This window comes from Shinella granuli (genome assembly GCF_004341885.1).
Lineage (GTDB): Bacteria > Pseudomonadota > Alphaproteobacteria > Rhizobiales > Rhizobiaceae > Shinella > Shinella granuli.
In genome coordinates this window covers 39,993-65,824 of record NZ_SLVX01000006.1, presented here as the reverse complement: position 1 = coordinate 65,824, position 25,832 = coordinate 39,993, and the positions used below count along the sequence as shown (strand labels likewise).

Sequence of the window (25,832 nt, the reverse complement as noted above, 5' to 3'; positions counted from 1 at the left end):
AGGTATCAGTTCCCCGGCTTGTAGATCTGGTCGAAGACGCCGCCGTCACCGAAATGCTCGGGTTGTGCCTTCACCCAGCCGCCGAAGATCGGGTCGTCGATGGTGACCAGCTTAATGTCGGGAAGCTGCTTGAGCAACTCGGGCGCCACCACATCGCGCTTGGACGGGCGATAGTAGTGCTTGGCCGCAAGATTCTGGCCCTCGTCCGAGTAGAGGTATTCCAGGTAGGCTTCCGCCTGCTTGCGGGTGCCCTTGGCGTCGACATTGCCGTCGACCACAGTGACCGGCGGCTCGGCGAGGATCGAGATCGGCGGCCAGACGATGTCGAAGGAATCCGCGCCGAACTCGGCGCCTGCGAGATAGGCCTCATTTTCCCAGGCAAGCAGCACGTCGCCGATCTGGCGCTGCGCGAAGGTCGTGAGCGACCCGCGGGCACCCGTATCGAGAACCGGCGCGCGCTTGAAGAGTTCGGCGATGTAGGCCTTGATCTTGTCCTGGTCGCCGGAGAATTCCTCATTCGCCCAGGCCCAGGCCGCCAGGTAGTTCCAGCGGGCGCCGCCCGAGGTCTTCGGGTTCGGGGTGACGATCTGCACGTCGTCCTTCACCAGGTCGCCCCAGTTGTTGATGCCCTTCGGATTGCCCTTGCGCACCAGGAAGACGATGGTCGAGGTATAGGGCGAGGAATTGTTCGCCAGCCGGCCGCGCCAGTCCTTGGCGAGCTTGTCGGTGTTTTCCGCGATCGCGTTGATGTCGCTTTCGAGCGCCAGCGTCACCACGTCGGCCTCCAGGCCGTCGATCACGCCGCGCGCCTGCTTGCCCGAACCGCCATGCGACTGCTGGATCGTGACGTCTTCGCCCGTTTCCGCCTTCCAGTGCTTGGCGAAGGCTTCGTTGTATTCCTTATAGAACTCACGCGTCGGGTCGTAGGAGACATTGAGCAGCGTCGTCTGTGCGAACGCCCCCGTCACCCCGCCGAGCGCAAGCCCGGCACCCACGATCAAAGCCCCGAACCGTTTGGCCAATATCGACATCTCCAACCTCCTTGGATTTTTATCCCACACAAACCCTAGTGAATTAGTAGAGTTAGTCAACAACGCCTCTGCAACTTGCAAAACGGGTTTCAAACAGGCCGGAAGCACGCAACGGAAGACCTGTGGAATCCCGCAAAGGACGAATATTTCATCCGGCTAATCCGCCCCCGCAAGCAAAATGCATCCGCGAAAAACCACCGGATTTGCCATCTCGCCGAAGCTTTTTTCGCGGCGAACACGTCTTCAGCGCTGCGAGACGCGGGCAAGGCCCTGCGTCTGGATATCCAGCACGGCCCGATAGGCCTGCCGCACCGTTTCGGCAAAGGTGAACGGGCCGGGCCGCAGGCTGGAGGCGACGGCGCCCACGACGGACAGGCCGCACAGCACCTCCTCATGGCTGACGAGACGGCCGCAATCATCGACGGTGAGCGCCGCGGCATCGCGGCCGAGCAAGCCGGCGAGCGCGCGGGCCGACGGTATCTCGCGACAGTCTATGGTGTTTTCGCCGGAGGATTTCGGATCGCAGGGCGGCACGAAGCGGGTGCGGCCGGTCTCGAACTCGCCGGCAAGGCGGCGATGGATGTCACGGGCGATGCGGATGGAAAAGTGCCGGTGCAGGCCGAGGAGATGCCGTCGGTAGTGGTTGCGCTCGGCCTGGGGCAGATGGCGCCAGACGACGGAAAGGCGAGCGGAGGCGGCGTCGACGACGGTCTGCCATCCGCCGCCCTGCGCCTCCGCGGCGCTACACTCCTTGCGGATATAGCGGAAGGCGTCCTTCAGGGAGCGGGTGGCGGGCGGCACACCGAGCGTCATGCCGCCTTCACCCTGGCCGTGCGGCTGCGGCAGGCGGCCCGCGGCGGCCGCGACATGGATATCGCCGGCATAACCCTCGGCCCTGAGATCGAGCAGGATGGCGGCAAGGCGCGGACCGTTGCCGACCAGCGTCAGCGGCGGCGGGACCTCTGCCTGCGACAGCCGTTCGGCGGCGGCCCGCGCACTACGCCAGGAGGCCGCCTCGCGCTGGGCGATGCCGAAACCGGTGGCGACGACGACATGGTCGAAATCTGCGCATTCCCCATCGCGAAAACCGATGCGCAGCCCTTCCGCGCAATCGCCGATATGGCGCACGGTGCCGCGGAAGGTACGGATGCACACGTCCCGGCGCAAGCTCAGCGCCTCGGCGAAACGGGCCATGACATAGTCGCGGAACAGGCTGCGCGGCACATGCAGGTCCTGCGCCCCGCGCAGCGCCGCAACGGCGCCGCCGGAAAGCAGGCCCGATTTCAGCCAGTCGCAAAAATCGTCCGGACGATCCGGCACGACGGAAAGATCGCGCGCCGGTTCCGTCGTCAGCGCCCGGCCGGCCGCGCCGTCGGCGAAGGCGCCCGGCGCATCCTCGGCATCGATCAGCCAGGCCTCGAAGGGGCGATGGAACCGCCGCATCAGCGCGATGGTCGTGGCAAGGCCGGACGGGCCGGCGCCGATGACAGCGATGCGCATGACCGGCAGGCCTGCCGGCCGCGCGCCCTCTTCCCTGACGGCCCTTTCGAAGAACATGCGCTGTCCTTTCCCTCTCGATGATCCGAGACGCCCGATCGCCATGATAGCGTAGCGTCCGATAATTTTCTACCTTTTTACTAGAATAATTGACGGCCGCTCGCCGTCCGGCCTTTCGGCAGGGTCGGACAGGACATCCGCCAGCGTCGTGCCGTCGAGGATTTCGCCGGATGCGGCGGCCACCTTCGCGAAGACGCGGCGCACGGCGCAAAGGCGCTCGTCGCGGCAATCGGCGCAGCGCCGGTGCCCGCCATTGGCAAGGCAGGCGAGCGGCACGAAGGGGCCTTCCAGGATGCGCAGCACCTCGCCGAAGGCGATCTCCTGCGGCGCGCGCAGCAGGTGATAGCCGCCGTGCTGGCCCCTGCGGCTGGCGACGAGGCCGGCATGCTTGAGGTCGAGCAGGATCTGTTCGAGGAACTTCTTCGGGATCGCCTCGCGCGCGGCGATGGTGCCGATCTGCAGGGTTTCGCCCGGACCGGCGCGCGCCAGCGCGATGAGCGCACGCAGGGCGTATTTCGATTTCAGCGCGATCATGGCGTCAGGCCGCGCGCTGAAGGCGCGGAACCGGCACGCCGCTCGGGGCGCCGGAGCCCTTCGTCATCCGGCGACGACCTCGGCATTGATGCTTGCTGCGACGGCGCGCGCCTGGACGCGGATATCGGGAACGGCCGTGATCTCCCAGCTATGGCCGGCGGTGAGCGGGCCGAGGGCGTAGAGGCGTGTCCTGCCGACGCCTTCGCCGGCACGAACCGCCGCCGCGTCATCGACGCGGATGCCGAGGCCGTGCGGATCGGGCTGGAGGAGGCCGCGATCGGCAAGGCTCGTCAGCAGCGGCGAGGCGGCAACCGTACATCGGTCGAGACCGGTGCAGTTTACGACCAGATGGGCCGCCAGCGGCGTACCGTCGCGCAGAACGGCGGCAAGCCGTCCGTCCGCAAGGCGCAGCGCGTCCAGCCGGCCACGGTGGATGACGAGCTGTCCGGACCGGCGCAAGGCCTCGATCTCCTCGGCGACGGCCGGGGCCATGCGGTGGCGGTGGACATTCCAGAAGGAGGCGGCATGGCGCAGGAAACGGCTGCGCTGGGCGGCGGTCCAGCCCTTCCAGAGATCCTGCGTGACTGGCCGCAGGCCATCCATGACGGCGCGCCAGTCCGTCGCTCCCTCGGCCTGCCTGCGCAGGGCCGCGAGCATCGCGCTGACCTCGCCCCCACCCGGAACGAGCACCGTCTCCACCGGATCGGCCCGGTGGGCGAGATGCGGCTGCGGCAACAGGCCGTGCCGCGACAGGGCATGCATGGTGCCGCGAAAGCCGCGGCGCTTCAGCAGCAGCAACTGGTCGATTGTGGTGAGGCCCGTGCCGACGAAGAGCACATCCGCATCCGCCGGCAGACGCTCCCACCAGGCATCGGCCCAGGGATCCTCGACGACGAAGGGCCGCGCCGCGGCCGGGATCGCCGCCTCCGGCAGCGGCAGACGGCGCGTGCCGGCTCCCGTGCAGAGCGCCGAGACGCGGGCCGACAGCCGTTCCCCGTCGGAAAGCGTGAAGACGAGCCCGCCATCCTGCAAGGCCTCGGCACCCAGCGCTTCGGCGTCGACAAGGGTGAGCGCGGCGCGGTTTCCGGTGCGCTTCATCGTCTCGTCGAGGCAATGGCGCACATAGGTGCCGTAGATGCGGCGCGGCACGAAATCGTCGGCCGACCAGGGATAGCCCTGCCCGGCGAGCCAGGCGAGGAAATGGTTCGGCCGGTCGGCAAAAAGGCTCATGCGGCCGGCCGGCACGTTGAGGAGGTGGCATTCCGCCTTGGTGGCATAGGCAATGCCCCGGCCCTGCCCGGCCGCCTTGCCGACCAGGCTGACCTTTGCCGTCGGCGGCAGGAGATCGACGAGATTCAGCGCCAAAGCGACAGCCGAGTAACCCGAGCCGATGATGGCCACATCCGTTTGCAGCGTCATGCATTTCCTCCTGCGAAGACCGTGCCGACACTCTAGCGAGATTTATCCAGTAAATCTATAGACTATTATCAAGCACGGTGCGCAAAGGGAAACGGCCGGAATGCGGCGCAGGTTCCGGCGGCTCTCCTCCCGCCGGAACCTGGGATTGGCCTCATCCCTTCCGGCCGAGGCGCGGATAGGCGGAGGAAAAAATCTCCTCGACGGGAGGATGACCGTAGGTGCGCTCGGGATAGCGGGCGACGAGGCCGTCGAACTGGCGCTGCGCCCGCGCCTGTTCCGCCTTGGCATCGAAGCCGGGGATCCGGCCATCGACCATGACGAACCTGCCGTCGATGACGACATTGGTGACGTCGCGGCCGGAGCTCGACATCATCAGCGTCTGGATCGGGTCTATGACATGGCCGATGCGGTCGTGGCCCATGTCGATGACGATGATGTCGGCCTTCGCGCCGGCCTGCAGGCGGCCGAGATCGGGCCGTCTCAGGGCATCGGCGCCGCCGAGCGTCCCGGCGTCGAAATAGTGTTCCGCGCGCACGCTCTCGATCGAGCCGTCCGTCACCCGCGAAAGCAAGATGCCGATCTGCATGTTCTGGATGAAATCCGGCGGCCAGGTATCCGTGCCGAGGCCGATGCGCACGCCCATGTCGCGAAACTTCGAGAAACTGTCCATGAAGCCGCCGTGGCGGGCCGAGACGACCGGGCAATGCACCAGCGTCGCGCCGGCATTCTTCAGGATATCCAGGTCGCGGCCGGGGCGATCGACATTGCGCGTGCCCGCGACATATTCGCCATGCGGCAACAGCATGCGCTCGTTCAGCACGCCGAGGGAATCCATCCATTCCAGCGGCGTCATGCCGTAGGCGCCGGTGATGCGGTCGAATTCGAGCCCCGACTGGCAGCAATGCTGGCGGATCGGGATATCGAGATCGCGGCCGGCATCCGCCGTGCGGCGCAAAAGGTCCGGCGTGTTGGTCTCGAGGCGGTCCGGCGCCAGCATGGCGCGCACCAGCGGCGAGGCCAGCCCCTCGATGCGCTCGGCAAAGGCGAGCGATTCGGCAAGGCTGCGGAAGCCGCGCTCCTCGTCGTAGAAGAAGGCGATCTTGCCGTTCTCGTCGACATAGCTGTTGCCGGAGCGGTAGGCCGGGCCGAAATAGACGCGCAGGCCGAGCTCATGCGCGGCATCGGCGGCGGCGGAGAATTCCGCATCCGTCTCGCCCCATTCGCGGTAGAACAGCGAGGCGATGGGCAGCGCGGTGGTGATGCCGTTGCGGATGAGCTGGGCGAAGGCGTAGCGCTTCTGGAAGGCGAGCTCTTCCTGCGTGTACATTTCGTAGGCGCGGTCCATGTAGCTCTTCGGCCAGACCCGGCCCTTCTTCCAGGACGGCTGGTTGTCGAAGGCGAGCACCGTCGTGTCGAGATCGGAGAGCGCGTCGAGATCGACGAAGCCGGGCGACAGGATGGCATTGCCGTAGTCGATGCGCTCGGCGACCGCGCCCGGATAGTCGTGCCCGACGAAGACGATCTCGTCGCCCTCGAAGACGACGACGCCGTCGTCATAGATCACATGGCGGCCATCACGATGGCCGACGACCCAGCGGGCGGTGAGAAGGACCGGGCCGTCGATGCGGCCGGAAACGGGAAGTCTCGTCATGGTGCTCGTCCTATCGTTCTATCGATCATGCGCGGGCCGCGCTTTCGCGCGGCCCGGTCTTTCCATGCCGAATTACTTCTTCGGCGAGATGTCCCGCTTGAACCATTTGACGGCGAGGCGCGACAGCGTTCCGTCGTCGATCGCCGCGTTGATCGCCGCGTCGAACATCGCCTTCAGCTCGGTATCGGCCTTGCGCAGGCCGACCGACTGGCCGCCGCCGAGCGGGCCGCCGGTGAACTCGGTGCCGGCAAAGACCACCTGGTCGGCGCCGATCTTCTCCAGCGTGCGGTCGAGCGCGACGGGCGAGGCCATCACGCCGTCGATGCGGCCCGCTTCGAGGTCGAGGTCATGCTGCTCGGTCGACTTGTATTCGCGGAACTCGACGCCCGGAAACAGCTCGGCCATGATCTGGCCGGCCGTCGTCGCGCCCTGGCCACCCATGACGGTGCCGTCCATGAAGGGCAGCATTTCCGCCGCGGCGGCCTTGGCGGCCTCCTTGTCCTTGCCCATGTCGACCTGCTTGCCGACCGGCATATCGGCGAGCGGCGAATCCTTGCGCACCAGGAAAGCGGCCGAGCCGGTGCCGTAGTTGCGCGAGAAGGTGATGACCTTTTCCCGCTCCTCGGTCTGCAGCATGCCGGCGACGATGGCGTCGAACTTGCCGGCGTTCAGCGCCGGGATCAGCCCGTCCCAGTCCTGCACGACGATCTCGCACTTGACCTTCATGCGCGGGCAGAGATCCTCCAGCATGTCGATCTCATAGCCCGCCAGCTTGCCGCCGGCCTCCGTGAAGTTCCACGGCGCATAGGCGCCTTCCGTCGCGATCGTGATCGTGCGCTCCTCGGCCTGCGCCGCGGATGCGCCGAGGATCACCCCGAGGGCGATGACTGTCTTACCAAGCGACTTCAACATAATGGCAGTTCCTCCTAGCCTATGTTCCAAAACCTTCCCCTTGCCTCAGGCGGCGACGAGCGCGCCGTCCCGGGCAACCGGAACCCCTTTCCGGTAGACCGTCCGGCGAACCGGGCGGGATGCCACGGCATCGGCCGGCGTCTCGGCACTGACGAGCACGAAGCTCGCATCGCAGCCGGCCGAAAGGCCGTAGCCGTCGATGGCCATCATCGTCGCGCCGCCATAGGTGCAGAGGCGAAGCGCCAGCTCGATGTGGACATCGTTGATGAAATCGTTGCGCTGGGAGACGATCGCCGCGCGGTCGAGCATGTCGGCATTGCCGAAGGGCTGCCACGTATCGCGCACGCCGTCGCAGCCGGAGGCGATGTTGACGCCCATCTCGGTGAGATCGAGCACCGGCGGGCGCGGGCTTGCCGCACCGCCCTTGGTCATCAGGTGCACGCCGGCCTCGGCCATCATGCCGCCGAGCCTTGCCAGCGGCTTGTCGGCGAGCATGCCGAGGCAGAAGCCGTGGCTGACCGTCACCCGGTTCGCCATGCCGAGTGCCTTCGTGCGCTCCACGATCAGCTCGATCGCGAAGGCGCCGAGCGAATCGGGCTCGTGCAGATGGATGTCGACCGGCTTGCCGTAGCGTTCGGCAAGGGCGAAGACCGTGTCGAGATGGCCCTTCGGGTCGCGATCGACGCCGGACGGGTCGAGCCCGCCGACCACGTCCGCTCCCTCGCGCATCGCCCGGTCCATCAGTTCCACCGTGCCGGGGCGGATCAGCATGCCGCTCTGCGGGAAGGCGACGATCTCGATGTCGACAATGTCACGGTAACGCTCGCGCGAGGCCAGCACGCCTTCGAGCCCGGCAAGGCCGTATTCCGTGTCGATATCGACATGGGTGCGGATATGGGTGGTGCCGTTGGCGACGGAACGCTCGATCTGGGCGGCGGACTGGCGCTGCGGATCGATGCCGAGCGCGCGCTTCATGCGGCGCTCGTTCTCGATGAGATCGATCAGTTCGGGGCCGACATCGTTGCGATACCAGGGCATGCCGAGCAGGGTCTTGTCGAGATGGGTATGGGCATCGACGAGACCGGGCAGCAGCAGGAGCCCTTCGCCGTCCACCACGCGCATCCCGTCGAAGGCGCGGGAGCCGTGCGCGACGATGTCGGCAAAACGCCCGTCCCTGACGACGACATCCTTCGCCGCCTCGCCATTCGGCCGCACATTGATGAGAACGAAGTCTTCCCGCATTGCTGTCTCCTAATCTCCGAAAATTCAGCCGAACCGGCTCATTGCGTAGGGTGCCGGGTCGGCGAAGGGCTTTTCGTCCGTCATCATTTCCGCCAGGAGCCGCCCGGTGGCCGGGCCGAGCGTCAGGCCGTGGTGATTGTGGCCGAAGGCGAACCACAGGCCCTTGTGGCGCGGCGCCGGGCCGATGATCGGGCGCATGTCGGGCAGGCAGGGCCGCGCGCCCATCCATGGCGCCGGCTCGACGCGCCGGCCGAGCGGAAAGATCGCACGGGCATGGGGCTCGGTCTGGTCGACCTGGACCGGCGTCGGGGCTTCGTCGCGTTCGGCGAACTCGATGCCGGTGGTCAGGCGGATGCCCTTCGTCATCGGCGCCAGCAGGTAGCCGCGCTCGACATCGACGACGGGATGGTTGAGCACGGCATCGCCCGCCGGCTCGATATGCACGTGGTAGCCGCGCTTGACGGCGAGCGGGACGCGATAGCCGAGCCGGCGATAGACCGCATCCGACCAGGGGCCGAGCGCCACCACGGCCTCGCGGGCGCGCACCTCGCCGCCCTTCGCGCGGATGCTCCAGCCGCCCTCGCCCTCGGCAAGGGTCGCCGCATCGGCCTCGATAATCTCGCCGCCCTTGCGCTGGAAGAGGCCGGCATAGTCCTTCACCAGCCCGCCGGGATCGGCGAGCGTCACGGGATCGAGCCAGTGCACGGCCCCGGCGAAGCTGCCGGCAAGATGCGGCTCACGCGCCTGCAGTTCCTTCGGCCCGAGAAAATCGTAGCGGATGCCGAATTCGTCCAGCGCGCGGGCGGCAGCCTTGGCGGCGGCGAAGGCCTTTTCCGTGCGGTAGGCCTCCATCCATCCGGTGCGGCGGGCGCGGTGCAGGATGCCCGCCTCGGCCATCAGGTCCGTATGCTCGACGACGGAGCGCTCGATCAGCGGCAGCATGTCCATGGCCGCCCGGCGCAGGCGGCGGCTGGAGGATTCGCGCCAGAAACGGGCGATCCAGGGCAAGAGCTTCGGCAGGAAGGTCCAGCGGAAGCGCACGTCGGCGGAGCGGTTCGTCGCATATTTCAGCAGCGTCGGGATCTCGCGCGGAAAGCCGTAGGGAATGACGCTCGCCCGCTCGATGAGGCCGGCATTGCCGTAGCTCGTCTCCTCGCCGGGCGCGCGACGATCGACGAGCAGCACGGACTTTCCGCGCCTTTGCAGATGCAGGGCCACGCAAACACCGATGATGCCGGCACCAAGCACGAGCACGTCTTTGTCGGGGCGATCTGTCGGGGTCATGGCAGCAATCCGTTCTGGAGGGGAAGAAATGTTAGTTTTCTGACTTTATTTCATTAAAAGTCAACTATATAACATTTCCGAAACCGGCCTCCTACGAAGGCCGCGGGCCGTGCTGGACCTTGCCGCGCATCGTGCTATTCGGGGAACAGGCGGTGACGAAGGGCGGACGGGCGCGACATGCGGAACGAGAACTGGATGGACAACAGCTCGGTGCGGCAGCGGCTCACCGCGGCACTCACGGAGGCCTCGGCCTCCGGCAAGGCGCTGGCGAACTTCATGCTGGCCAATATCAGCAGCCTGCCCTTCGAAACCTCGCGCAGCGTCGCCGACAAGGTGGGCGTCAGCGAGCTGACCGTCGGCCGCTTCTGCCGCTCGATCGGCTATGACGGGCTCAAGGACCTCAAGGAGCGGCTGAAGGACGACATCAGCGACAGCCCCTGGCTCATCGGCGACCGGCTGCGCGACCTGCAGCAGAAGAGCAGCACCGACGCCGCCCTCGCCCGCAGCCTGGAGCTTGCCGTCGCCTCGGTCGTGCGCGTCTACGAACACGCCCATACCGAGGCTTGGAACCGCGCGGCCAAGCGCATCGCGGAGGCCGACCGGGTGTTCGTCGCCGGCTTCCAGACCGAACGGGGCCTCGCCGAGGCCTTCGTGCACATGCTGCGCTACCTGCGCGACGAGGTGCAACTGGTCGACATTGCCGGCGGCAACTTCGCCGAGGTGCTGCTGACGGATCCCGCCGGCTGCACGCTGGTGCTGATCGATGCCCGGCGCTATTCCCGCCAGTCGCAATTGCTGGCCGCCAAGGCGGCCGAGCGCGGCATGCCGATCACCATCGTCACCGACCTCTACTGCGACTGGGCGGCAAGCTACGGCGACGAGGTCTTCGCCGTGCCGACGGACCTCAACCTCTTCTGGGACGCGACCTCCGGCATGTGGACGCTGATGCAGCTGCTGCTCAACAGCGTCTTCGCCCACCGGGGGCCTTCGGTCGAGGAGCGGCTGAACAGCGTCGCCAGCCTCTACGAGAGCTTCGTCGGCTACAGCCGGGGTCCGAAATAGCGGCATCATCGCCCGCGATGCCCTAGCGCGTTGTTTCAGCGCAATTCCGGACGGAAAACCGTTGCGCACTTTTGCTGGAATTGCTCTAGCCATGGGACGAGATGAACTTGCGGAAGCGGTCCGAGCGCGGCGCCGTGAAGACGTCGGCCGGATCGCCGTCCTCCTCCACCAGGCCCTGGTGCAGGAAGATGACGCGGTTGGAGACGTCGCGGGCGAAGGCCATTTCGTGGGTGACGACGAGCATGGTGCGCCCCTCGTCCGCCAGCGCCCGCATGACGCGCAGCACCTCGCCGACCAGTTCCGGATCGAGCGCCGAGGTCGGCTCGTCGAACAGCATGACCTTCGGCTTCATGGCAAGCGCCCGGGCGATCGCCGCGCGCTGCTGCTGGCCGCCGGAAAGATGGCTCGGGTAGAAGTCGCGCTTGTCGGCGATGCCGACCTTGGCAAGCAGGTCCAGCGCTTCCTCCCGGCATTCCGCCTTCGGCCGCTTCTGCACATGGACCGGCGCTTCCATGACGTTTTCGAGGATCGTCATGTGGGACCAGAGATTGAAGCTCTGGAACACCATGGCGACATTCGTGCACAGGCGGCTCAGTTGTCTGTTGTCGGCGGGCTGGCGGCCGTGACGGCCGTCCTTCAGGCGGATCGCCTCGCCCGCGATGCGGACCTCGCCCTCGCTCGGCACTTCCAGCATGTTGATGCAGCGCAGCATGGTCGACTTGCCGGAGCCGGACGAGCCGAGCACGGAAATGACCTCGCCCTCCCGCGCGTCGAAGGAAATGCCCTTCAGCACCTCCAGCGCGCCGAAACTCTTGCGCAGGTTGCGGACGGAGACGGCCGGCGTGGTGGCGGCGGTAAGGGGCGCAGGTTCAAGCATGGTGCAACGCAGCTCCGGAAGACACGGTTGGGGCGGGGCGCAGATGGGGCGACAGCCACCATTCGATGAGCGCGATAAGGCGCGTGATGGCGAAGTTCAGCACGAGATAGATGAGGCCCGCGACGACGAAGACCTCCACGGCCCGGTAGGACTGCGAGATGAGCTTTGCGGCAAGGCCGGTCACTTCGAGCATGGTGATGACGGAGGCGAGCGAGGTCGCCTTGACCATCAGGATGATCTCGCTGCCATAGGCCGGCAGCGCCTGGCGGATGGCGATCGGGAAGACGATGCGGCGATAGAGCAGGAAGCCCCACATGCCGCTCGCCCGCGCCGCCTCGACCTCCCGGTGCGGCACGGCCTGGAGACCGCCGCGCAGGATTTCCGAACCGTAGGCCGCCGTGTTGAGGCTGAGCGCGAAGATGGCGCACCAGTAGGGCTCGCGGAAGAACACCCACAGGCCCCAGGCCTGCAGCGTCGGGCGGAACTGGCCGAGGCCGTAATAGATGACGAACATCTGCACGAGCAGCGGCGTGCCGCGGAAGACGAAGACGTAGAACTGCGCGACCCAGCCGACCGGGCGCCAGGACGACAGCCGCATCAGCGTCAGGAGCACCGCAAGCAGCGCGCCGAAGGCCGTGGAGACGAGCGCCAGGTTGAGCGTCAGCGGCACGCCGGAGAGAAGCTTGAGGAACGTTTCCCAGAGGAAGGTGAAATCCATCACGCCCTCCTGACGCCGCGCAGCGCGCGGGCTTCCGCCTGGCGGAAGAGGTAGGAGGAGACGGCGGTTATCACCAGATAGAGCACGGCGGCGGTGATGTAGAAGTCGAAGGGCCGGCGGGTGGAGCCGGCGGCGATCTGCGACTGGCGCAGGAGCTCGACGAGGCCGGTGACGGATATCAGCGCCGATTCCTTCAAGACGAGCTGCCAGGTGTTGCCGAGGCCGGGAATGGCATAGCGCAGCACCTGGGGCACGATGATGCGGCGCAGCCGCAGCCCCGTTCGCATGCCGACCGCGCGGGCGGCTTCCAGCTCGCCGCGGCTGATCGTGTTGAACGCCCCGCGAAAGACCTCCGCCTGGTAGGCGCCGGAAACGACGCCGATGGCGAGGACCCCGGTCAGGAAGGCCGGCATGCCGATGAACCCGTCCGCGCCGAAGAGCTGCCCCACCACGCCGAGCGCGGCGCTGCCGCCGAAATAGAAGAGATAGATGACGAGCAGGTCGGGAATGCCACGCAGCACGGTCGTATAACCGTCGCCGAAGGCGCGCAGCGCCCGGCTGCGGGACAGCTTTGCGCCGGCGACGCCCGCGCCGATGACGGAACCCGCCGCAAAGCCGCCGGTGGCGACGGCCAGCGTCATGCCGGTCGCCATCAAGAGCGCGGCGCCCCAGCCCTCCGGGCCGAAACCGACAAGATCAAGGAAGGACGGACCCTGCATCAGGCGCCTCCCCGTACGGCAGGCAAGCCGCCTCCGCCGGGGGCGGTCAGCCACCGTTTTTCAATCATCGCTGCTCCTCCTGCGGCCGCACTCCCCGCGGCCGGCCCGTTTCGACGGACGATGTCAGCTTTATAACGTATACAATTTTCTTGTCAATTAACTGACAATAGAAGAATCCGATTTTCGCGTGCCGTCTTCCGCGAAAAGACGACGCCCCGCGGGCCGGCGGGCCGATGCGGGGCGTGGAACGGTTCGGGGAGCAACGGCGCGGATCAGCCGAGCTTGGGGGTCAGCATCTCGAACCGGTCGCGGATGGTCGAGCAGGTGTCGCCGCCGAGGCGCGCGATGGCGTCGATGACGTTCGGATCGACATGCATGGCGCTGTCCACGGCGCCCGCCTGGTAATGCGCGAAAAGGATTTCGCCCATGATGATCTGGCGCGACTTGCCAAGCTCCAGCGTGACATGGCGGCGACATTCGAAAGCCGCCGGCGCCTCCTTGATCCAGGGCGCGGCGATCCGCTCGCCGGGCATGGCGGTAAGGCCCGCCTCCTTCAATTCATCTATGCCGCGCGGATACTTAGCACCGCAGACATGCATCGCCTCGGCAATGGCACGCGAGACGATATTGACGGTGAAGACCTCCGTCACGCGGATGTTGTGGCCGGTGTCCTTGAAGGACATGTCCGGATTGTTCTCGACACCGATGGCAAGGATCGGCGGGTCGGCCGAAAGGCAGTTGAAGAAACTGAAGGGGGCGGCGTTGTAGCGGCCGTTTTCGTCGACCGTCGTCACCAGTGCGATGGGGCGCGGGATGATCGTGCCGATCATCAGCTTGTAGCGCTCGCGCGCGCTGAGTTTGGTGAAGTCGAAGGCGGTCCTCTCGCCCTTCTCGATTTCGGTGCTGCGGCTATCCATCGGCGCTCCTCTCCGGCTTTCGCTCGCCGGCGCCGAAGACGGCCAGTTGCCAGTCTCCGTCACGCATGCGATATCTCTATTTATAGGATGCAATTATTGTATGCAATATATCTGCGCTCCTGCGCTTTCAAAATCTGCAGCCATCGACGAGATCCGGACACGGCCGAAGGCCGCCCGGTTGGCGGAACCGGCCGGATCGCCGGCACCGAAGTGCACACCGGTGGACAGGCCTGCCGTTTGTGTGCAATTTGCACGCCACTTTTGCGATTCTGGAGACTGCCGCATGGCAAAGACAGTTGGCGAATCCGGCCGCGGTCGTTCGCAGGCCGTTCACCGTGCATTGAAGCGCGCCATTCTCGACCAGGCCCTGTCGCCCGGCGCCAAGCTGCCGGAGGATTCGATCGGCGAGCGGCTGGGCGTCAGCCGCACGCTGGTGCGCGAGGCGCTGGTACGCCTCAGCGAGGAAGGCCTCGTCGACCTCAGGCCGAACAAGGGCGCGACCGTGGCGCGGCCGACGCTCGAGGAGGGCCGCAACCTGTTCCTGACGCGCGCCGCGCTGGAGCGCCTCGTCGTCGAGACCCTCGCCGGCAGGCTGACGCCGGACCAGATCGAGACGCTGTCCGCCCACATAGAGGCCGAGGACGCCGCCAAGAAGGAGCACGCCACCTCCATCCGCCTTGCCGGCGAGTTCCATACCCTCTTGGCGCAGATGACGAACAATGCCAGCCTGATCCGCTACGTGAACGAGCTCGTCGCCCGCAGTTCGCTGATCCTGGCGCTCTACGGCCGGCCGCATTCCTCCGAATGCGCCGTTTCCGAGCATCAGGAACTGCTCGACAGCCTGATCGCCGGCAACGCCGACGTCGCCTCGAAGCTGATGACGCACCATCTCGATTCCATCACCACGCGCGCCCTGCTGCCGCGCGAGGACGACCGCAACATCAAGGACGTGCTCAGCGCCTACGCGGCGGCCGAAGGCCTCGCCTGACCCGCCTCCGCCGCGTGCGGCGGGGTGCTTGACAAAGACGGTTTCAGCGTATTTCAATCGTTTTCAATGCGCGGGCGGCCTTGCCCGCCGCTTTCACATGACCTCGTTCGTCGAAGGGCAATAGCGCCCACAGCGACCCGGCTTCCGGGACCATCGCTGTGGGCTTTTTGTATTGGTGGCCAATGGTAGACCGCGTGAAGATCGGCATCCTCTATTCGACCACCGGGCCCTATGGCTCGATGGGACGGGATGCGCGCGAGGGCGCTGAATTCGCCTTCCACGACTATCGCCAGCGCGGCGGAGAGCGCATCGAGCCCGCCTATTTCGACCCGCGGGCGGACCTGGCCGCCTACCTGGAGGGCGCGCGCAGCCTGATCCGCGACCAAGGCTGCCGGCACATCATCGGCACCATCACCTCGACGGCGCGCAAGGAGGTCATCCCGCTCGTCGAGAAGCATGACGGCCTGCTCTGGTACATGTGTCCCTACGAGGGCTTCGAGGCCAACGAGAACGTCATCTATATCGGCGGCTGCCCGAACCAGCACCTCATCCCGCTCTTCGACTATCTCCTGCCACGCCACGGTGCGCGGCCCTATCTCGTCGGCGCCAACTATGTCTGGGGCTGGGAGATGAACCGGCTGGCCCGCGAGCTCATCCACAATGCCGGCGGCACGGTGCTCGGCGAACGCTACCTGCCGCTGGAGGAGACCGCCGTCGAGCGCATCGTCGCCGACATCGCGGAAAAGCGGCCGAGCTTCGTGCTCAACAACCTCGTCGGCCCCTCCAGCTACGCCTTCCTTGCCGCCATGCGGGCGCTCGGCGCGCGCGACCCCGCCTTCCTGCCGGAGAACTGCCCCGTCGCGAGCTGCGACCTGCAGGAATGCGAACTGTCGGACATCGGCGCGGGCGTCGCCACCGGCCAGCTCTGCGCGGCTTCCTATTTCGATACGCTCGACACGGCCGGCAACCATGCCTTCAAGGCGCGGCTGAAGGACTGGAGTGGCGGGGAGCGCATCGTCTCCAGCCTGTTCGCCAGCGCCTATACCGCCGTCAGCCTGTGCATCGCCGCGATCGAGGCCGCCGGCTCCGATGCGCCGGAGCGCGTGCGCGCCGAGGTGCTGGCCCGCGACTGGCCCTCGCTCTTCGGCGACATGCGGGTGGATGCGGCGACCAACCATGCGGCCCTGCCCTTCCTGCTCGGCCGCATCAACGAGCGGCACGGCTTCGACGTCATCGCGTCCGCCCCGGCGCTTGCCGCCGATCCCTATCTGACGGGCGCCACGACACGGCCCGCCCCGCGCCTGAGGATCGTGTCATGACGCTGAAGACCCCGAACTTCACCGGCTGGCGCGCCGTCGTCCTCAGCGAGGCGGACGGCAACACGGACCGCCTGCGCCGCCAGCTCGGCCTGCTCGGCGTTTCGGTGGCGGTGCAGTGGACGCCGCTTTCCGCCGCCGACCTGCCGGACCTCGTGCTGATCGACGCCGACCGGGGCTGGGACGAGCTGCTGCCCTTCTCCGACGCCGCGCCGGCCTGCCCGGTCGTGGCGCTGCTCGGCTCGGAAGCGCCGGGCCGCATTGCCTGGGCGCTGCGCCACGGCGCGGGCGCGATCATCCCCAAGCCGGTCTCCGCCGCCACCGTCTATCCGGCTCTGGTGCTCGCCGTCTCGCTGCACGAGGAGCGCCTGGAGGCGCGCCGCCGCATCGCCCATCTGGAGGAGCGACTGAAGCTGCGCCCGCTCGTCTTCGCCGCCGTAAAACGCCTTGCCGCCGAACGCCATATCGACGAGGAACGCGCCTATGCGATCCTGCGCGACTGCGCCATGCGCCGCCGCCTGCCGATCGAACAGCTCGCCGCCTTCTTCCTCGGCGGCTCGGAATCCCTGCGCGAGGTCGGTTGATGCGGGTGCTGAAGGAGCTGTGCCGCCAGCCCGCGGCGGTGTTCGGTCTCGTCATCGTTCTTGCCGTGGTCATCGCCGCCATCGCCGCGCCGTGGCTGGCGCCCTATGCGCCCGACAACCAGATGTTCGAGGGCCTGACACTCGAGGGCGCGCCGATGCCGCCGGGCGAAGACTTCCTGCTCGGCACCGACACGCTCGGCCGCGACCTGCTCTCCCGCCTTCTCTACGGCGCGCGCACCTCGCTGATCATCGGCCTCGTCGCCAATGGCGTCGCCGTCGCCATCGGCCTCTTCGTCGGCGTCACGGCGGGCTACATGCGCGGCTGGGTCGGCGGCACCATGATGCGCTTCACCGACCTGATGATGGCCTTTCCGGCGCTGCTGCTCGCCATCGTGCTCGCCGCCATCCTGAAGCCGAGCCTGTGGATCGTCGCCATGGTCATCGCGCTCGTCAACTGGGTGCAGGTGGCGCGCATCGTCTATACGGAGACGCGCGGGCTGGTGGAGCGCGACTTCATCATGGCCGAACGGGCGCTCGGCGCCGGCAATGCGCGCATCGTGCTGAGGCACGTCCTGCCGCATCTCGTGCCGACCGCCATCGTCTGGGGCACGCTCGGCATCGCGACGACCGTGCTCCTGGAAGCCACCCTCTCCTTCCTCGGCATCGGCGTGCAGCCGCCGGAACCCTCCTGGGGCAACATCATCTTCGAGAGCCAGAGCTATTTCCAGGCGGCGCCCTGGCTCGTCTTCTTCCCCGGCGCGGTCATCCTGCTGACGGCACTCGCCTTCAACCTGGTGGGCGATGCGCTGCGCGACATCCTCGACCCGACCCAGCGGGGCCGCGGCTGATGGCAAGACTTCTCGCAAGGCGCCTCGTCCAGTCCTGCCTCATCCTCTTCGGTGTCGCCGCCATCACCTTCGTGCTGCTCTATGCGCTGCCCGCCGATCCCGCGCGCATGCTCGCCGGGCGCAGCGCGACGGCGCAGACCGTGGAGAACATCCGCCGCGAGCTCGGCCTCGACCAGCCGCTGCTGACCCAGTTCCTCGCCTATCTCGGCAATCTCGTTCAGGGCGATCTCGGCCGGTCCTATGCGCAGAAGACCGAGGTCGCGACGCTGATCGCCGCCCGCCTGCCGGCGACGCTGACGCTGATGGCGGCCGGCATCTTCGTCGAGGTGCTGCTCGGCCTCACCTTCGGCATCGTCGCCGCGCTGAACCGCGGCGGGGCGCTCGACCGCTTCGTCATGGCATCGGCCTTCGTCGGCGTTTCCGCCCCGCAATTCGTCGTCGCGCTGCTGCTGCTCTATGTCTTCGCCGCGACGCTCAGCTGGTTCCCGATGAGCGGCTACGGCACGGCCGCCCATGTCGTGCTGCCCGCCATGACGCTCGGCATTCTCGGCGCCGGCTGGTATGCGCGCATGGCGCGCTCGGCGATGATCGACGTGCTCAACCAGGACTTCATCCGCACCGCCCGCGCCAAAGGGCTTTCCGGCCGACGCGTCGTGCTGCGCCATGCCCTGCCCAACGCCATCCTGCCCGTCGTCGCGATGATCGGCATCGATATCGGCCAGTTCATGGGCGGGGTCGTGGTGGTGGAGGCGGTCTATGGCTGGCCGGGCATCGGCCAGCTCGCCTGGCAGGCGATCCAGCAGGTCGACATCCCGATCATCATGGGCGTCACGCTCACCTCCGCCTTCGCCATCATCCTCGGCAATCTCGTCGCAGACCTCATCGCGCCGATGATCGATCCGCGCATCCGTTCGCATTGAAACCAAAAAGGGGAACGAAAAATGTTCAATCGCTGGTTACTGACAACGACGACGGCGGCCGTGCTCGCCTTGTCCGCACTCTCGGCCAAGGCCGAAACGCCCGCCCAGGGCGGCGAGATCGTCGTCACCTACAAGGACGACATCACCACGCTCGATCCGCATATCGGCTATGACTGGGTCAACTGGTCGATGATCAAGAGCCTGTTCTCGCGCCTGATGGACTACGAGCCCGGCACCGCCAATCTCGTGCCCTCGCTGGCCGAAAGCTTCGAGGTCGCGCCCGACGGGCTCACCTATACGTTCAAGCTGCGCAAGGGCGTGAAGTTCACCAATGGCCGCGAGATCGTTGCTGCCGACGTGAAATATTCCATCGAGCGCGCCGTCAACCCGAAGACGCAAGGCCCCGGCGCCGGCTTCTTCGGCCCGATCAAGGGCTTCGACGACCTGACGAACGGCACGTCCGAGGTGCTTTCGGGCATCGAGACGCCCGATGATGCGACCGTCGTCTTCCACCTGTCGCGGCCCGACGCGACCTTCCTGCATGTCATGGCGATCAACTTCGCCTCCGTCGTGCCGAAGGAGGCGGTGGACGCGGCCGCCGGCGACTTCGGCAAGAAGCCGGTCGGCTCCGGCTCGCTGGTGCTGAAGGACTGGACGATCGGCCAGAAGCTCGTCTTCGAGCGCAACCCCGATTATTTCGTCAAGGACGTGCCGCATGTCGACAAGGTGACGATCGAGGTCGGCCAGGAGCCGCTCGTCGCGCTCCTCCGGCTCCAGAAGGGCGAGGTGGACATTGCCGGCGACGGCATTCCGCCGGCAAAGTTCCTGGAGATCAAGAACTCGCCCGACGGCGCGGCGATGATCGTCGACGGCGAGCAACTGCACACCGGCTACGTCACGCTCAACACCAAGGTGAAGCCCTTCGACGACGTGAAGGTGCGCCAAGCCGTCAACATGGCGATCAACAAGGAGCGCATCACGCGCATCCTGAACGGCCGCGCGACCGCCGCCACGCAGATCCTGCCGCCGTTGATGCCCGGCTACGACAAGGCCTTCACCGGCTATGCCTATGACGTGGAGAAGGCCAAGGCGCTGCTCGCCGAGGCCGGCCATCCGGATGGCTTCGAGACGGTGCTCTATTCCACCAACACCGACCCGCAGCCGCGCATCGCCCAGGCGATCCAGCAGGATCTCGCCGCCATCGGCATCAAGGCCGAGGTGCGGGCGCTGGCGCAGGGCAACGTGATCGCCGCCGGCGGCACGAAGGGCGAGGCGCCGATGATCTGGTCCGGCGGCATGGGCTGGATCGCCGACTTCCCCGATCCGTCCAACTTCTACGGCCCGATCCTCGGTTGCTCGGGCGCCGTCTCCGGCGGCTGGAACTGGCCGTGGTACTGCAACGAGGCGATCGACAAACGCGCGGCGGAGGCCGACGCCATGTCCGATCCCGCCAAGGCGGCGGAGCGCCAGGCGGCCTGGGGCAAGATCTTCACCGACATCATGGCGGATGCGCCCTGGGTGCCCGTCATCAACGAGCGCCGCGTCGTCGCCAAGTCGCTGCGCATGGGCGGGCCGGACAACATCTACATCGATCCGACGCGCGTCATCAATTACGACGCGATCTTCGTGAAGCCGTAAGGTGGTCGATGCGAAGACCCCTCCCCATGAGGGGGAGGGCTTGCCCGGCGGCGGCGCCGGCGAAATTTCGGGCGCCAAGCAGGCTGCAAGCTTTCTCCCCCTTGTGGGGGAGATGCCGGCAGGCAGAGGGGATATCGCCGGCTTTCGAAACGCATATGCCCCGCCTCCACGGGGCATTGCAGACAAGAGAACAACAAACGACCGGGAGGCCTTCCATGTGCGTCGCCTGCACCCACACCATCCACCGCGCGCAGCATAATTTCGGCTGGGACCGCGCCTTTCCGCCCGCACTGACGGCGAGGCCAGGCGAGACCATCCTCTTCGAATGCCTCGATTCCTCCGGCGGCCAGCTCGGCCGGGATTCGACGCTGGAAACGCTTGCCGCGCTCGATTTCGCCAAGGTGAACCCGGTCTCCGGCCCGGTCTATGTGGAAGGCGCAGAGCCCGGCGATGCGCTGAAGGTGACGATCCGCAAGTTCCACCCCTCCGGCCACGGCTGGACGGCGAACATTCCCGGCTTCGGCCTGCTCGCCGACCAGTTCAAGGAGCCGGCGCTGCACATCTGGTCCTATGACACGGCGAGCATGGCGCCCTCCGCCTTCGGCCCCGGCGGCCGCGTGCCGCTGAAGCCGTTCACCGGCACGATCGGCGTCGCCCCGGCCGAAGCCGGCCTCCACTCCGTCGTGCCGCCGCGCCGCGTCGGCGGCAACATGGATATCCGCGACCTCACGGCGGGCGTGACGCTCTATCTGCCGATCGAGGTGGAGGGCGCACTGTTCTCCGTCGGCGACACCCATGCCGCGCAGGGCGACGGCGAGGTCTGCGGCACCGCGATCGAGAGCCAGATGAATGTCGAACTCACGCTCGACCTCGTGAAGGGCGCCAACCTCCAGACGCCGCGCTTCACGACGAGCGAGCCTGTGACGCGCCATCTCGACGGCGCCGGCTACGAGGTGACGACCGGCATCGGCCCCGACCTGATGACCGGCGCCCGCGAGGCGCTGATGCGCATGATCGACCTCCTCGTCGCCGAGCACGGCTACAGTCCCGTCGATGCCTACATGCTCTGCTCCGTCTGCGGCGATCTCAGGATCAGCGAGATCGTCGACATGCCGAACTGGGTCGTCTCCTTCTACTTCCCGAGGATCGTCTTCGCGTGACATCGCACCAGGCCGCCCCGGTTCTCTCCGTCCGCAACCTCTCCGTCGATGCGCGCACGCCCGAAGGGCTGAAGCGCATCCTCGACGGCGTGAGTTTCGACCTTGCCGCCGGCGAGACGCTCTGCCTTGCGGGGGAATCGGGGTCCGGCAAGTCCGTCACCTCGCTTGCCATCATGGGCCTTCTGCCGAAGGCCTCGCTGAAGGTATCGTCCGGCGAAATCCGGCTGGAGGACCGCAACATCCTCGGCATCCCGCACCGGGCGCTCAGAAAGATCCGCGGCGGCGACATCGCGATGATCTTCCAGGAGCCGATGACTTCGCTGAACCCGGTGATGACCATCGGCGACCAGATGGTGGAGGCCATCCGCGAGCACCGCGAGGACATATCCGAGGGCGCGCAGGCCATCGCCCGCGCGATGCTCGACGCCGTGCACATGAGCGAGGCGCCGCGCCGGCTGAAGCAATATCCGCACGAGCTTTCCGGCGGCATGCGCCAGCGCGTGATGATCGCCATGGCGCTCTCCTGCCGGCCCAAGGTGCTGATCGCCGACGAGCCGACCACCGCGCTCGACGTCACCGTGCAGGCGCAGATCCTCACCCTGATGCGCGAGCTCAGGCGCGAATTCTCCACCTCCATCCTGATGATCACCCATGACATGGGCGTGGTCGCGGAGATGGCGGACCGGGTGGCCATCATGCAGCAAGGCAGGATCGTCGAGGCCGGCGACGCGCTCGACATCTTCGCGCGCCCGGCAGAGCCCTATACGCGCCAGTTGCTGGCCGCCGTGCCGCGCCTCGGCGCCCATGCCGGCACGGACGGGCCGCCACGGCTGACGCAGGCCGAGGCCCCGCCGGCGGAAAGGCCGATCCTCGCCGTCAAGGACCTCAGCGTCACCTATGGCGCGCGCGCCGGCTGGTTCAACCGGTCGCGCATCGCTCCCGCAACCGTCAGCGACATCTCCTTCGTCCTCAAGGCGGGCGAGACGCTCGGCCTCGTCGGGGAAAGCGGCTCGGGCAAATCGACCACCGGCAAGGCCGTGCTCAACCTCATTCCCTTCGAAGGCAGCGTTTCGATCGACGGGCGGGAAACCCGCGGCCTGAAGTCTGCCGCCATGCGCCCCGTGCGCCGTGTCGCGCAGATGATCTTCCAGGATCCCTATGCCTCGCTCGACCCGCGCATGACGGTCGGCGCGGCGATCGCCGAGCCGCTGGTCATCCATGGCGTCGGCAATGCCTCCGAGCGGCAAGACCGGGTGGCGGCGCTCCTCAGGCGCGTCGGCATGCCGCCGGATGCCGGCAGCCGCTATCCGCACGAGTTTTCCGGCGGCCAGCGCCAGCGCATCTGCATCGCCCGGGCGCTGGCGCTGGAGCCGAAGCTGATCGTCGCCGACGAGAGCGTGGCAGCGCTCGACGTTTCGGTCCGCGCGCGGGTGCTCGACCTGATGCTGGAGCTGCAGGAGCAGATGGGCCTTGCCTATCTCTTCATCTCGCACGACATGGCCGTCATCGAGAAGATGTCGCACCATGTCGCCGTCATGCGCGGCGGGCGCATCGTCGAGATCGGCCCGCGCCGGCAGGTCTTCGAGGCCCCGGCCGACGCCTACACGCGCAACCTGATGGCCGCCGTGCCGATCCCCGACCCCGCCCGCTATCGCATGGCGCGGAGCGGCTGAGGCGCGTTCGGACCGCTCCGACGCAAAAAATTGACCGCGTCCAGATGCACCGGCGGTAAAAAAACATGCCGAAATCGGCAATGGCGCGCAGCCTCGCGTTGCAAGATCCTCGCCCCCTGCGCTCGCGCCTGCCCCTTGCGGGTTTCGCGCGCCTCTTCCGCATGGCCGGGTTGCCGCATCCTTCGACAATAACCCTCACCGTCGTCCGTCAGGACAGGCTACCGAATAAAGATATCCCCCGCACTTACGCAATGGCATTCGGGAAAACCGGAATAGAACCGGAATTCCATCGGCTTGACCTGCTTCGAATTCCTTTTTTCTTAAATTCTAATATTCGCTAACATTGAATGTAATCAAAAATACAACTTCAGCGTCACGTCTGAACATGAAAAATAAGTGACAAAAAATCCAGAATTCTGAAATAACAATTGTCAGAATTCATTGTGGCCTCCGAAATACGCAATACACGCAACAGGTGCATACTGTAAAAATACTGACATTAGAAGAACATCAGGAGGAATTATCAATTCCCTAACTATTATAGAGCAAATCCTGTATGCATTCCGACGATGGCGTCGGGTATAGCACTCATGTGCGGCATGACTTCATGACGTCAGAAATGAGTTCGGCGCGGCAGAAGAGGCATGTCCACATCAGGAACTGTCCATCATGAGAATCAAGACCCAATTCCTCATTCTCGCCTCGGCCACCGGCATTGCCATTGCCGGCCTTGCGGGCAGCCTGTGGGGATATGCCGGTGCGGCCGGCGACGTCACGAACGCCTATGACCAGAAATACCGGTCCTATCTGCTCGCCGACGGTTTCCGCCAGTCGTCCGACGATCTGACCCGCCTGGTGCGCACCTATGCCGAAACGGGGGATGCGTCCTACAAGCACCAGTACAACGCCGTCATCGAGATCCGCAACGGCACGCGGCCGCGCCCGGAAGACTACCACCGCATCTACTGGGATTTCGTCGCGGGCGGAGAAGCCAAGCCGCGTCCCGACGGTCCCGCCATCTCCATCCTCGACCTGATGAAACAGGCCGGTTTCGCCGACGAGGAATTCGCCCTGCTCGATGAGGCCGGCAAGCGCTCCGATGCCCTGGTCAAGCTCGAGACCGAGGCGATGAACCTCGTGGACAGCACCGCCACGCTGGGCCCGGAGGCCAAGGCCAAGGCGGCGCAGATGCTCGCTTCGCCCGAGTATCACAAGTTCAAGGCCGAGATCATGAAGCCGGTCGATGCCTTCTTCGTGAAGCTCGAACACCGCACGCAGGGCGCCGTCGACGCGGCGAACGCCCGCGCCGCCTTCTACTGGACATTGACCCTCACGGCCTTGGGCGCGCTCCTGCTGATGCTCGCCATCGTCGGCTACGTGACCTTCAAGCGCATCATCGGCGGCATGTACCAGCTCGGCAATTCCATGGGTCTTGTGGCCGATGGCCAGTTGGACACGCAGATCGACCTTGCCAAGAACAACGACGAGATCGGCGACATGGGCAAGGCGCTGGAAATCTTCCGCCAGGGCGCCATCGCCAACCGGCGGCTGGAGCAGGAGGCAACGGAAAACCGCAAGCGCGCGGAAGCCGAGCGCATCGCCATGCAGGAAAAGGCCGAGGCCGACGCCGCCGAGCGGCTGCGCATTGCGACCTCCGGTCTTGCCGCCGGCCTGAAACGCCTCGCCTCCGGCGACCTCGCCTTCCAGCTCAACGACGCCTTCGCCCAGGATTTCGAGGCATTGCGCCACGATTTCAACCGCTCGGTCGCCCAGCTCCGCACCACGCTTTCGGAAATCTCCGGCTCCATCTCGACGCTCGACACCGGTACCCGTGAAATCGCGGTCGGCACGGACGACCTTTCGAAGCGGACGGAGCAGCAGGCCGCCTCGCTGGAGGAAACCGCTGCAGCCCTCGACGAGATCACCGTCAACGTCGCCAACTCCTCCAAGCGCACCGAGGAGGCCAAGGACGTTGCCGGCCGCGCCAACCAATCGGCGGCCGCATCCGCGGAGGTCGTGTCCCATGCCGAAGAGGCGATGCGCAAGATCGAGGAGAGCTCGCAGCAGATTTCCAACATCATCGGCGTCATCGACGAGATCGCCTTCCAGACCAACCTGCTCGCCCTCAATGCGGGCGTGGAGGCAGCCCGCGCGGGCGAGGCCGGCAAGGGCTTTGCGGTCGTGGCCCAGGAAGTGCGCGAGCTCGCCCAGCGCTCCGCCCAGGCGGCCAAGGAAATCAAAGGCCTGATCCAGAACTCCTCGACGGAAGTCGGCAACGGCGTGAAGCTGGTGCGCGATGCAGGCTCGGCGCTGAAGACCATCAGCGGCTTCATCGTCGAGATCAACACACATATGGAATCGATCGCGACATCGGCCAAGGAGCAGTCCGTCGGGCTTGCCGAGGTCAACACCGCGGTCAATGCCATGGATCAGACGACGCAGCAGAATGCGGCGATGGTGGAGCAGTCGAATGCGGCCTCCAACACGCTCGCCAACGAGGCGGTGCGCCTGCGCGAACTGGTCAGCCAGTTCCGGCTGGACGGCACCTCCGCCGCCCAGGCCGGCGGGCCGCGCACCGCCCGGAGCATCGACCCTGCCATCGCCTCCCCCGCCCGCACGCTCGGCCGCAAGGTCGCGGCCGCCTTCAGCGGCAATGCGGCGCTCGACACCAAGAGCGACTGGGAGGAATTCTGAGACCATGCCGGGCCACCTGCGGCCTTCGCGGTTGGCCCGGCATCGTCAGGGAACGCGGTCCCGGCCGGCCCGCTTGCGACCCGAAGCC

Annotated in this window: 22 protein-coding genes; 10 read left to right on the top strand and 12 right to left on the bottom strand. The window is 66.6% G+C overall.

The features are described from left to right. Positions 1-5: 5 nt before the first annotated feature. The 8 genes from EV665_RS11905 to EV665_RS11870 form a co-directional block, all read right to left on the bottom strand. Positions 6-1,031 carry a sulfate ABC transporter substrate-binding protein gene (locus EV665_RS11905; RefSeq protein WP_064329130.1) on the bottom strand — a complete coding sequence of 342 codons (1,026 nt, stop codon included), beginning with the start codon at positions 1,029-1,031 and terminating at the stop codon, positions 6-8. 243 nt (positions 1,032-1,274) lie between these two features. Beyond that, positions 1,275-2,588 carry an FAD/NAD(P)-binding protein gene (locus tag EV665_RS11900; protein ID WP_162853043.1) on the bottom strand — a complete coding sequence of 438 codons (1,314 nt, stop codon included), beginning with the start codon at positions 2,586-2,588 and terminating at the stop codon, positions 1,275-1,277. 69 nt (positions 2,589-2,657) lie between these two features. Then, positions 2,658-3,122 carry an RrF2 family transcriptional regulator gene (locus EV665_RS11895; protein WP_064329128.1) on the bottom strand — a complete coding sequence of 155 codons (465 nt, stop codon included), beginning with the start codon at positions 3,120-3,122 and terminating at the stop codon, positions 2,658-2,660. Between the two features lie 63 nt (positions 3,123-3,185). After that, positions 3,186-4,541, bottom strand: a complete 1,356-nt coding sequence (locus tag EV665_RS11890) for an FAD/NAD(P)-binding protein (protein ID WP_133034288.1) — start codon at positions 4,539-4,541, stop codon at positions 3,186-3,188. A 151-nt stretch (positions 4,542-4,692) separates the two neighbouring features. Continuing rightward, positions 4,693-6,192 (bottom strand): amidohydrolase family protein, encoded by a 1,500-nt coding sequence (locus EV665_RS11885; protein ID WP_133034287.1) that lies wholly within the window; start codon positions 6,190-6,192, stop codon positions 4,693-4,695. Between the two features lie 72 nt (positions 6,193-6,264). After that, entirely contained in the window at positions 6,265-7,104 is an 840-nt protein-coding gene (locus tag EV665_RS11880) for a transporter substrate-binding domain-containing protein (RefSeq protein WP_133034286.1), read from the bottom strand. Between the two features lie 45 nt (positions 7,105-7,149). Further along, entirely contained in the window at positions 7,150-8,346 is a 1,197-nt protein-coding gene (locus tag EV665_RS11875) for an amidohydrolase family protein (RefSeq protein WP_133034285.1), read from the bottom strand. Positions 8,347-8,370: 24 nt separating this feature from the next. Beyond that, positions 8,371-9,630: an NAD(P)/FAD-dependent oxidoreductase gene (locus EV665_RS11870; protein WP_133034284.1), complete on the bottom strand. Its 1,260-nt coding sequence runs from the start codon at positions 9,628-9,630 to the stop codon at positions 8,371-8,373. Positions 9,631-9,825: 195 nt separating this feature from the next. Here EV665_RS11870 and EV665_RS11865 point away from each other — a divergent pair, with 195 nt between their 5' ends. Next, entirely contained in the window at positions 9,826-10,692 is an 867-nt protein-coding gene (locus EV665_RS11865; RefSeq protein ID WP_133034283.1) for a MurR/RpiR family transcriptional regulator, read from the top strand. Positions 10,693-10,777: 85 nt separating this feature from the next. Here the strand turns inward: EV665_RS11865 and EV665_RS11860 are convergent, their stop codons facing one another. The 4 genes from EV665_RS11860 to EV665_RS11845 all read right to left on the bottom strand — a co-directional run bounded on the left by EV665_RS11860 (position 10,778) and on the right by EV665_RS11845 (position 13,923). After that, positions 10,778-11,569 (bottom strand): ABC transporter ATP-binding protein, encoded by a 792-nt coding sequence (locus EV665_RS11860; protein ID WP_133034282.1) that lies wholly within the window; start codon positions 11,567-11,569, stop codon positions 10,778-10,780. Then, a complete protein-coding gene (locus EV665_RS11855; protein ID WP_133034281.1) occupies positions 11,562-12,287 on the bottom strand; it encodes an ABC transporter permease in 726 nt (241 codons plus the stop codon). Before EV665_RS11855 ends, EV665_RS11860 begins: the two co-directional genes overlap by 8 nt. Further along, positions 12,287-13,006 carry an ABC transporter permease gene (locus EV665_RS11850; RefSeq protein ID WP_064329119.1) on the bottom strand — a complete coding sequence of 240 codons (720 nt, stop codon included), beginning with the start codon at positions 13,004-13,006 and terminating at the stop codon, positions 12,287-12,289. The genes EV665_RS11855 and EV665_RS11850 overlap by 1 nt, the downstream gene beginning before the upstream one ends. Positions 13,007-13,278: 272 nt before the next feature. Continuing rightward, entirely contained in the window at positions 13,279-13,923 is a 645-nt protein-coding gene (locus EV665_RS11845) for a flavin reductase family protein (RefSeq protein ID WP_064329118.1), read from the bottom strand. Positions 13,924-14,206: 283 nt separating this feature from the next. Between EV665_RS11845 and EV665_RS11840 the strand changes: the two genes are divergently transcribed. The 9 genes from EV665_RS11840 (at position 14,207) to EV665_RS11800 (ending at position 25,744) form a co-directional block, all read left to right on the top strand. Continuing rightward, positions 14,207-14,911, top strand: a complete 705-nt coding sequence (locus tag EV665_RS11840) for a GntR family transcriptional regulator (protein WP_064329117.1) — start codon at positions 14,207-14,209, stop codon at positions 14,909-14,911. Between the two features lie 182 nt (positions 14,912-15,093). Further along, positions 15,094-16,230 carry a transporter substrate-binding protein gene (locus EV665_RS11835; RefSeq protein ID WP_133034280.1) on the top strand — a complete coding sequence of 379 codons (1,137 nt, stop codon included), beginning with the start codon at positions 15,094-15,096 and terminating at the stop codon, positions 16,228-16,230. Further along, positions 16,227-16,811 (top strand): ANTAR domain-containing response regulator, encoded by a 585-nt coding sequence (locus EV665_RS11830; protein WP_064329115.1) that lies wholly within the window; start codon positions 16,227-16,229, stop codon positions 16,809-16,811. Before EV665_RS11835 ends, EV665_RS11830 begins: the two co-directional genes overlap by 4 nt. Beyond that, the gene (locus EV665_RS11825; protein WP_064329114.1) at positions 16,811-17,659 is read left to right on the top strand and encodes an ABC transporter permease; all 849 of its coding nucleotides are present in this window, start codon (positions 16,811-16,813) and stop codon (positions 17,657-17,659) included. Before EV665_RS11830 ends, EV665_RS11825 begins: the two co-directional genes overlap by 1 nt. Beyond that, positions 17,659-18,579: an ABC transporter permease gene (locus EV665_RS11820; RefSeq protein ID WP_133034279.1), complete on the top strand. Its 921-nt coding sequence runs from the start codon at positions 17,659-17,661 to the stop codon at positions 18,577-18,579. Before EV665_RS11825 ends, EV665_RS11820 begins: the two co-directional genes overlap by 1 nt. A gap of 21 nt (positions 18,580-18,600) precedes the next feature. After that, a complete protein-coding gene (locus EV665_RS11815) occupies positions 18,601-20,217 on the top strand; it encodes an ABC transporter substrate-binding protein (protein WP_133034278.1) in 1,617 nt (538 codons plus the stop codon). Positions 20,218-20,432: 215 nt separating this feature from the next. Continuing rightward, positions 20,433-21,377, top strand: a complete 945-nt coding sequence (locus EV665_RS11810) for an acetamidase/formamidase family protein (RefSeq protein WP_133034277.1) — start codon at positions 20,433-20,435, stop codon at positions 21,375-21,377. Beyond that, complete coding sequence (locus EV665_RS11805) at positions 21,374-23,050, top strand: ABC transporter ATP-binding protein (RefSeq protein WP_133034276.1); 1,677 nt, start codon at positions 21,374-21,376, stop codon at positions 23,048-23,050. The genes EV665_RS11810 and EV665_RS11805 overlap by 4 nt, the downstream gene beginning before the upstream one ends. A gap of 669 nt (positions 23,051-23,719) precedes the next feature. Beyond that, a complete protein-coding gene (locus tag EV665_RS11800; RefSeq protein WP_245507701.1) occupies positions 23,720-25,744 on the top strand; it encodes a methyl-accepting chemotaxis protein in 2,025 nt (674 codons plus the stop codon). Positions 25,745-25,832: the final 88 nt, after the last annotated feature.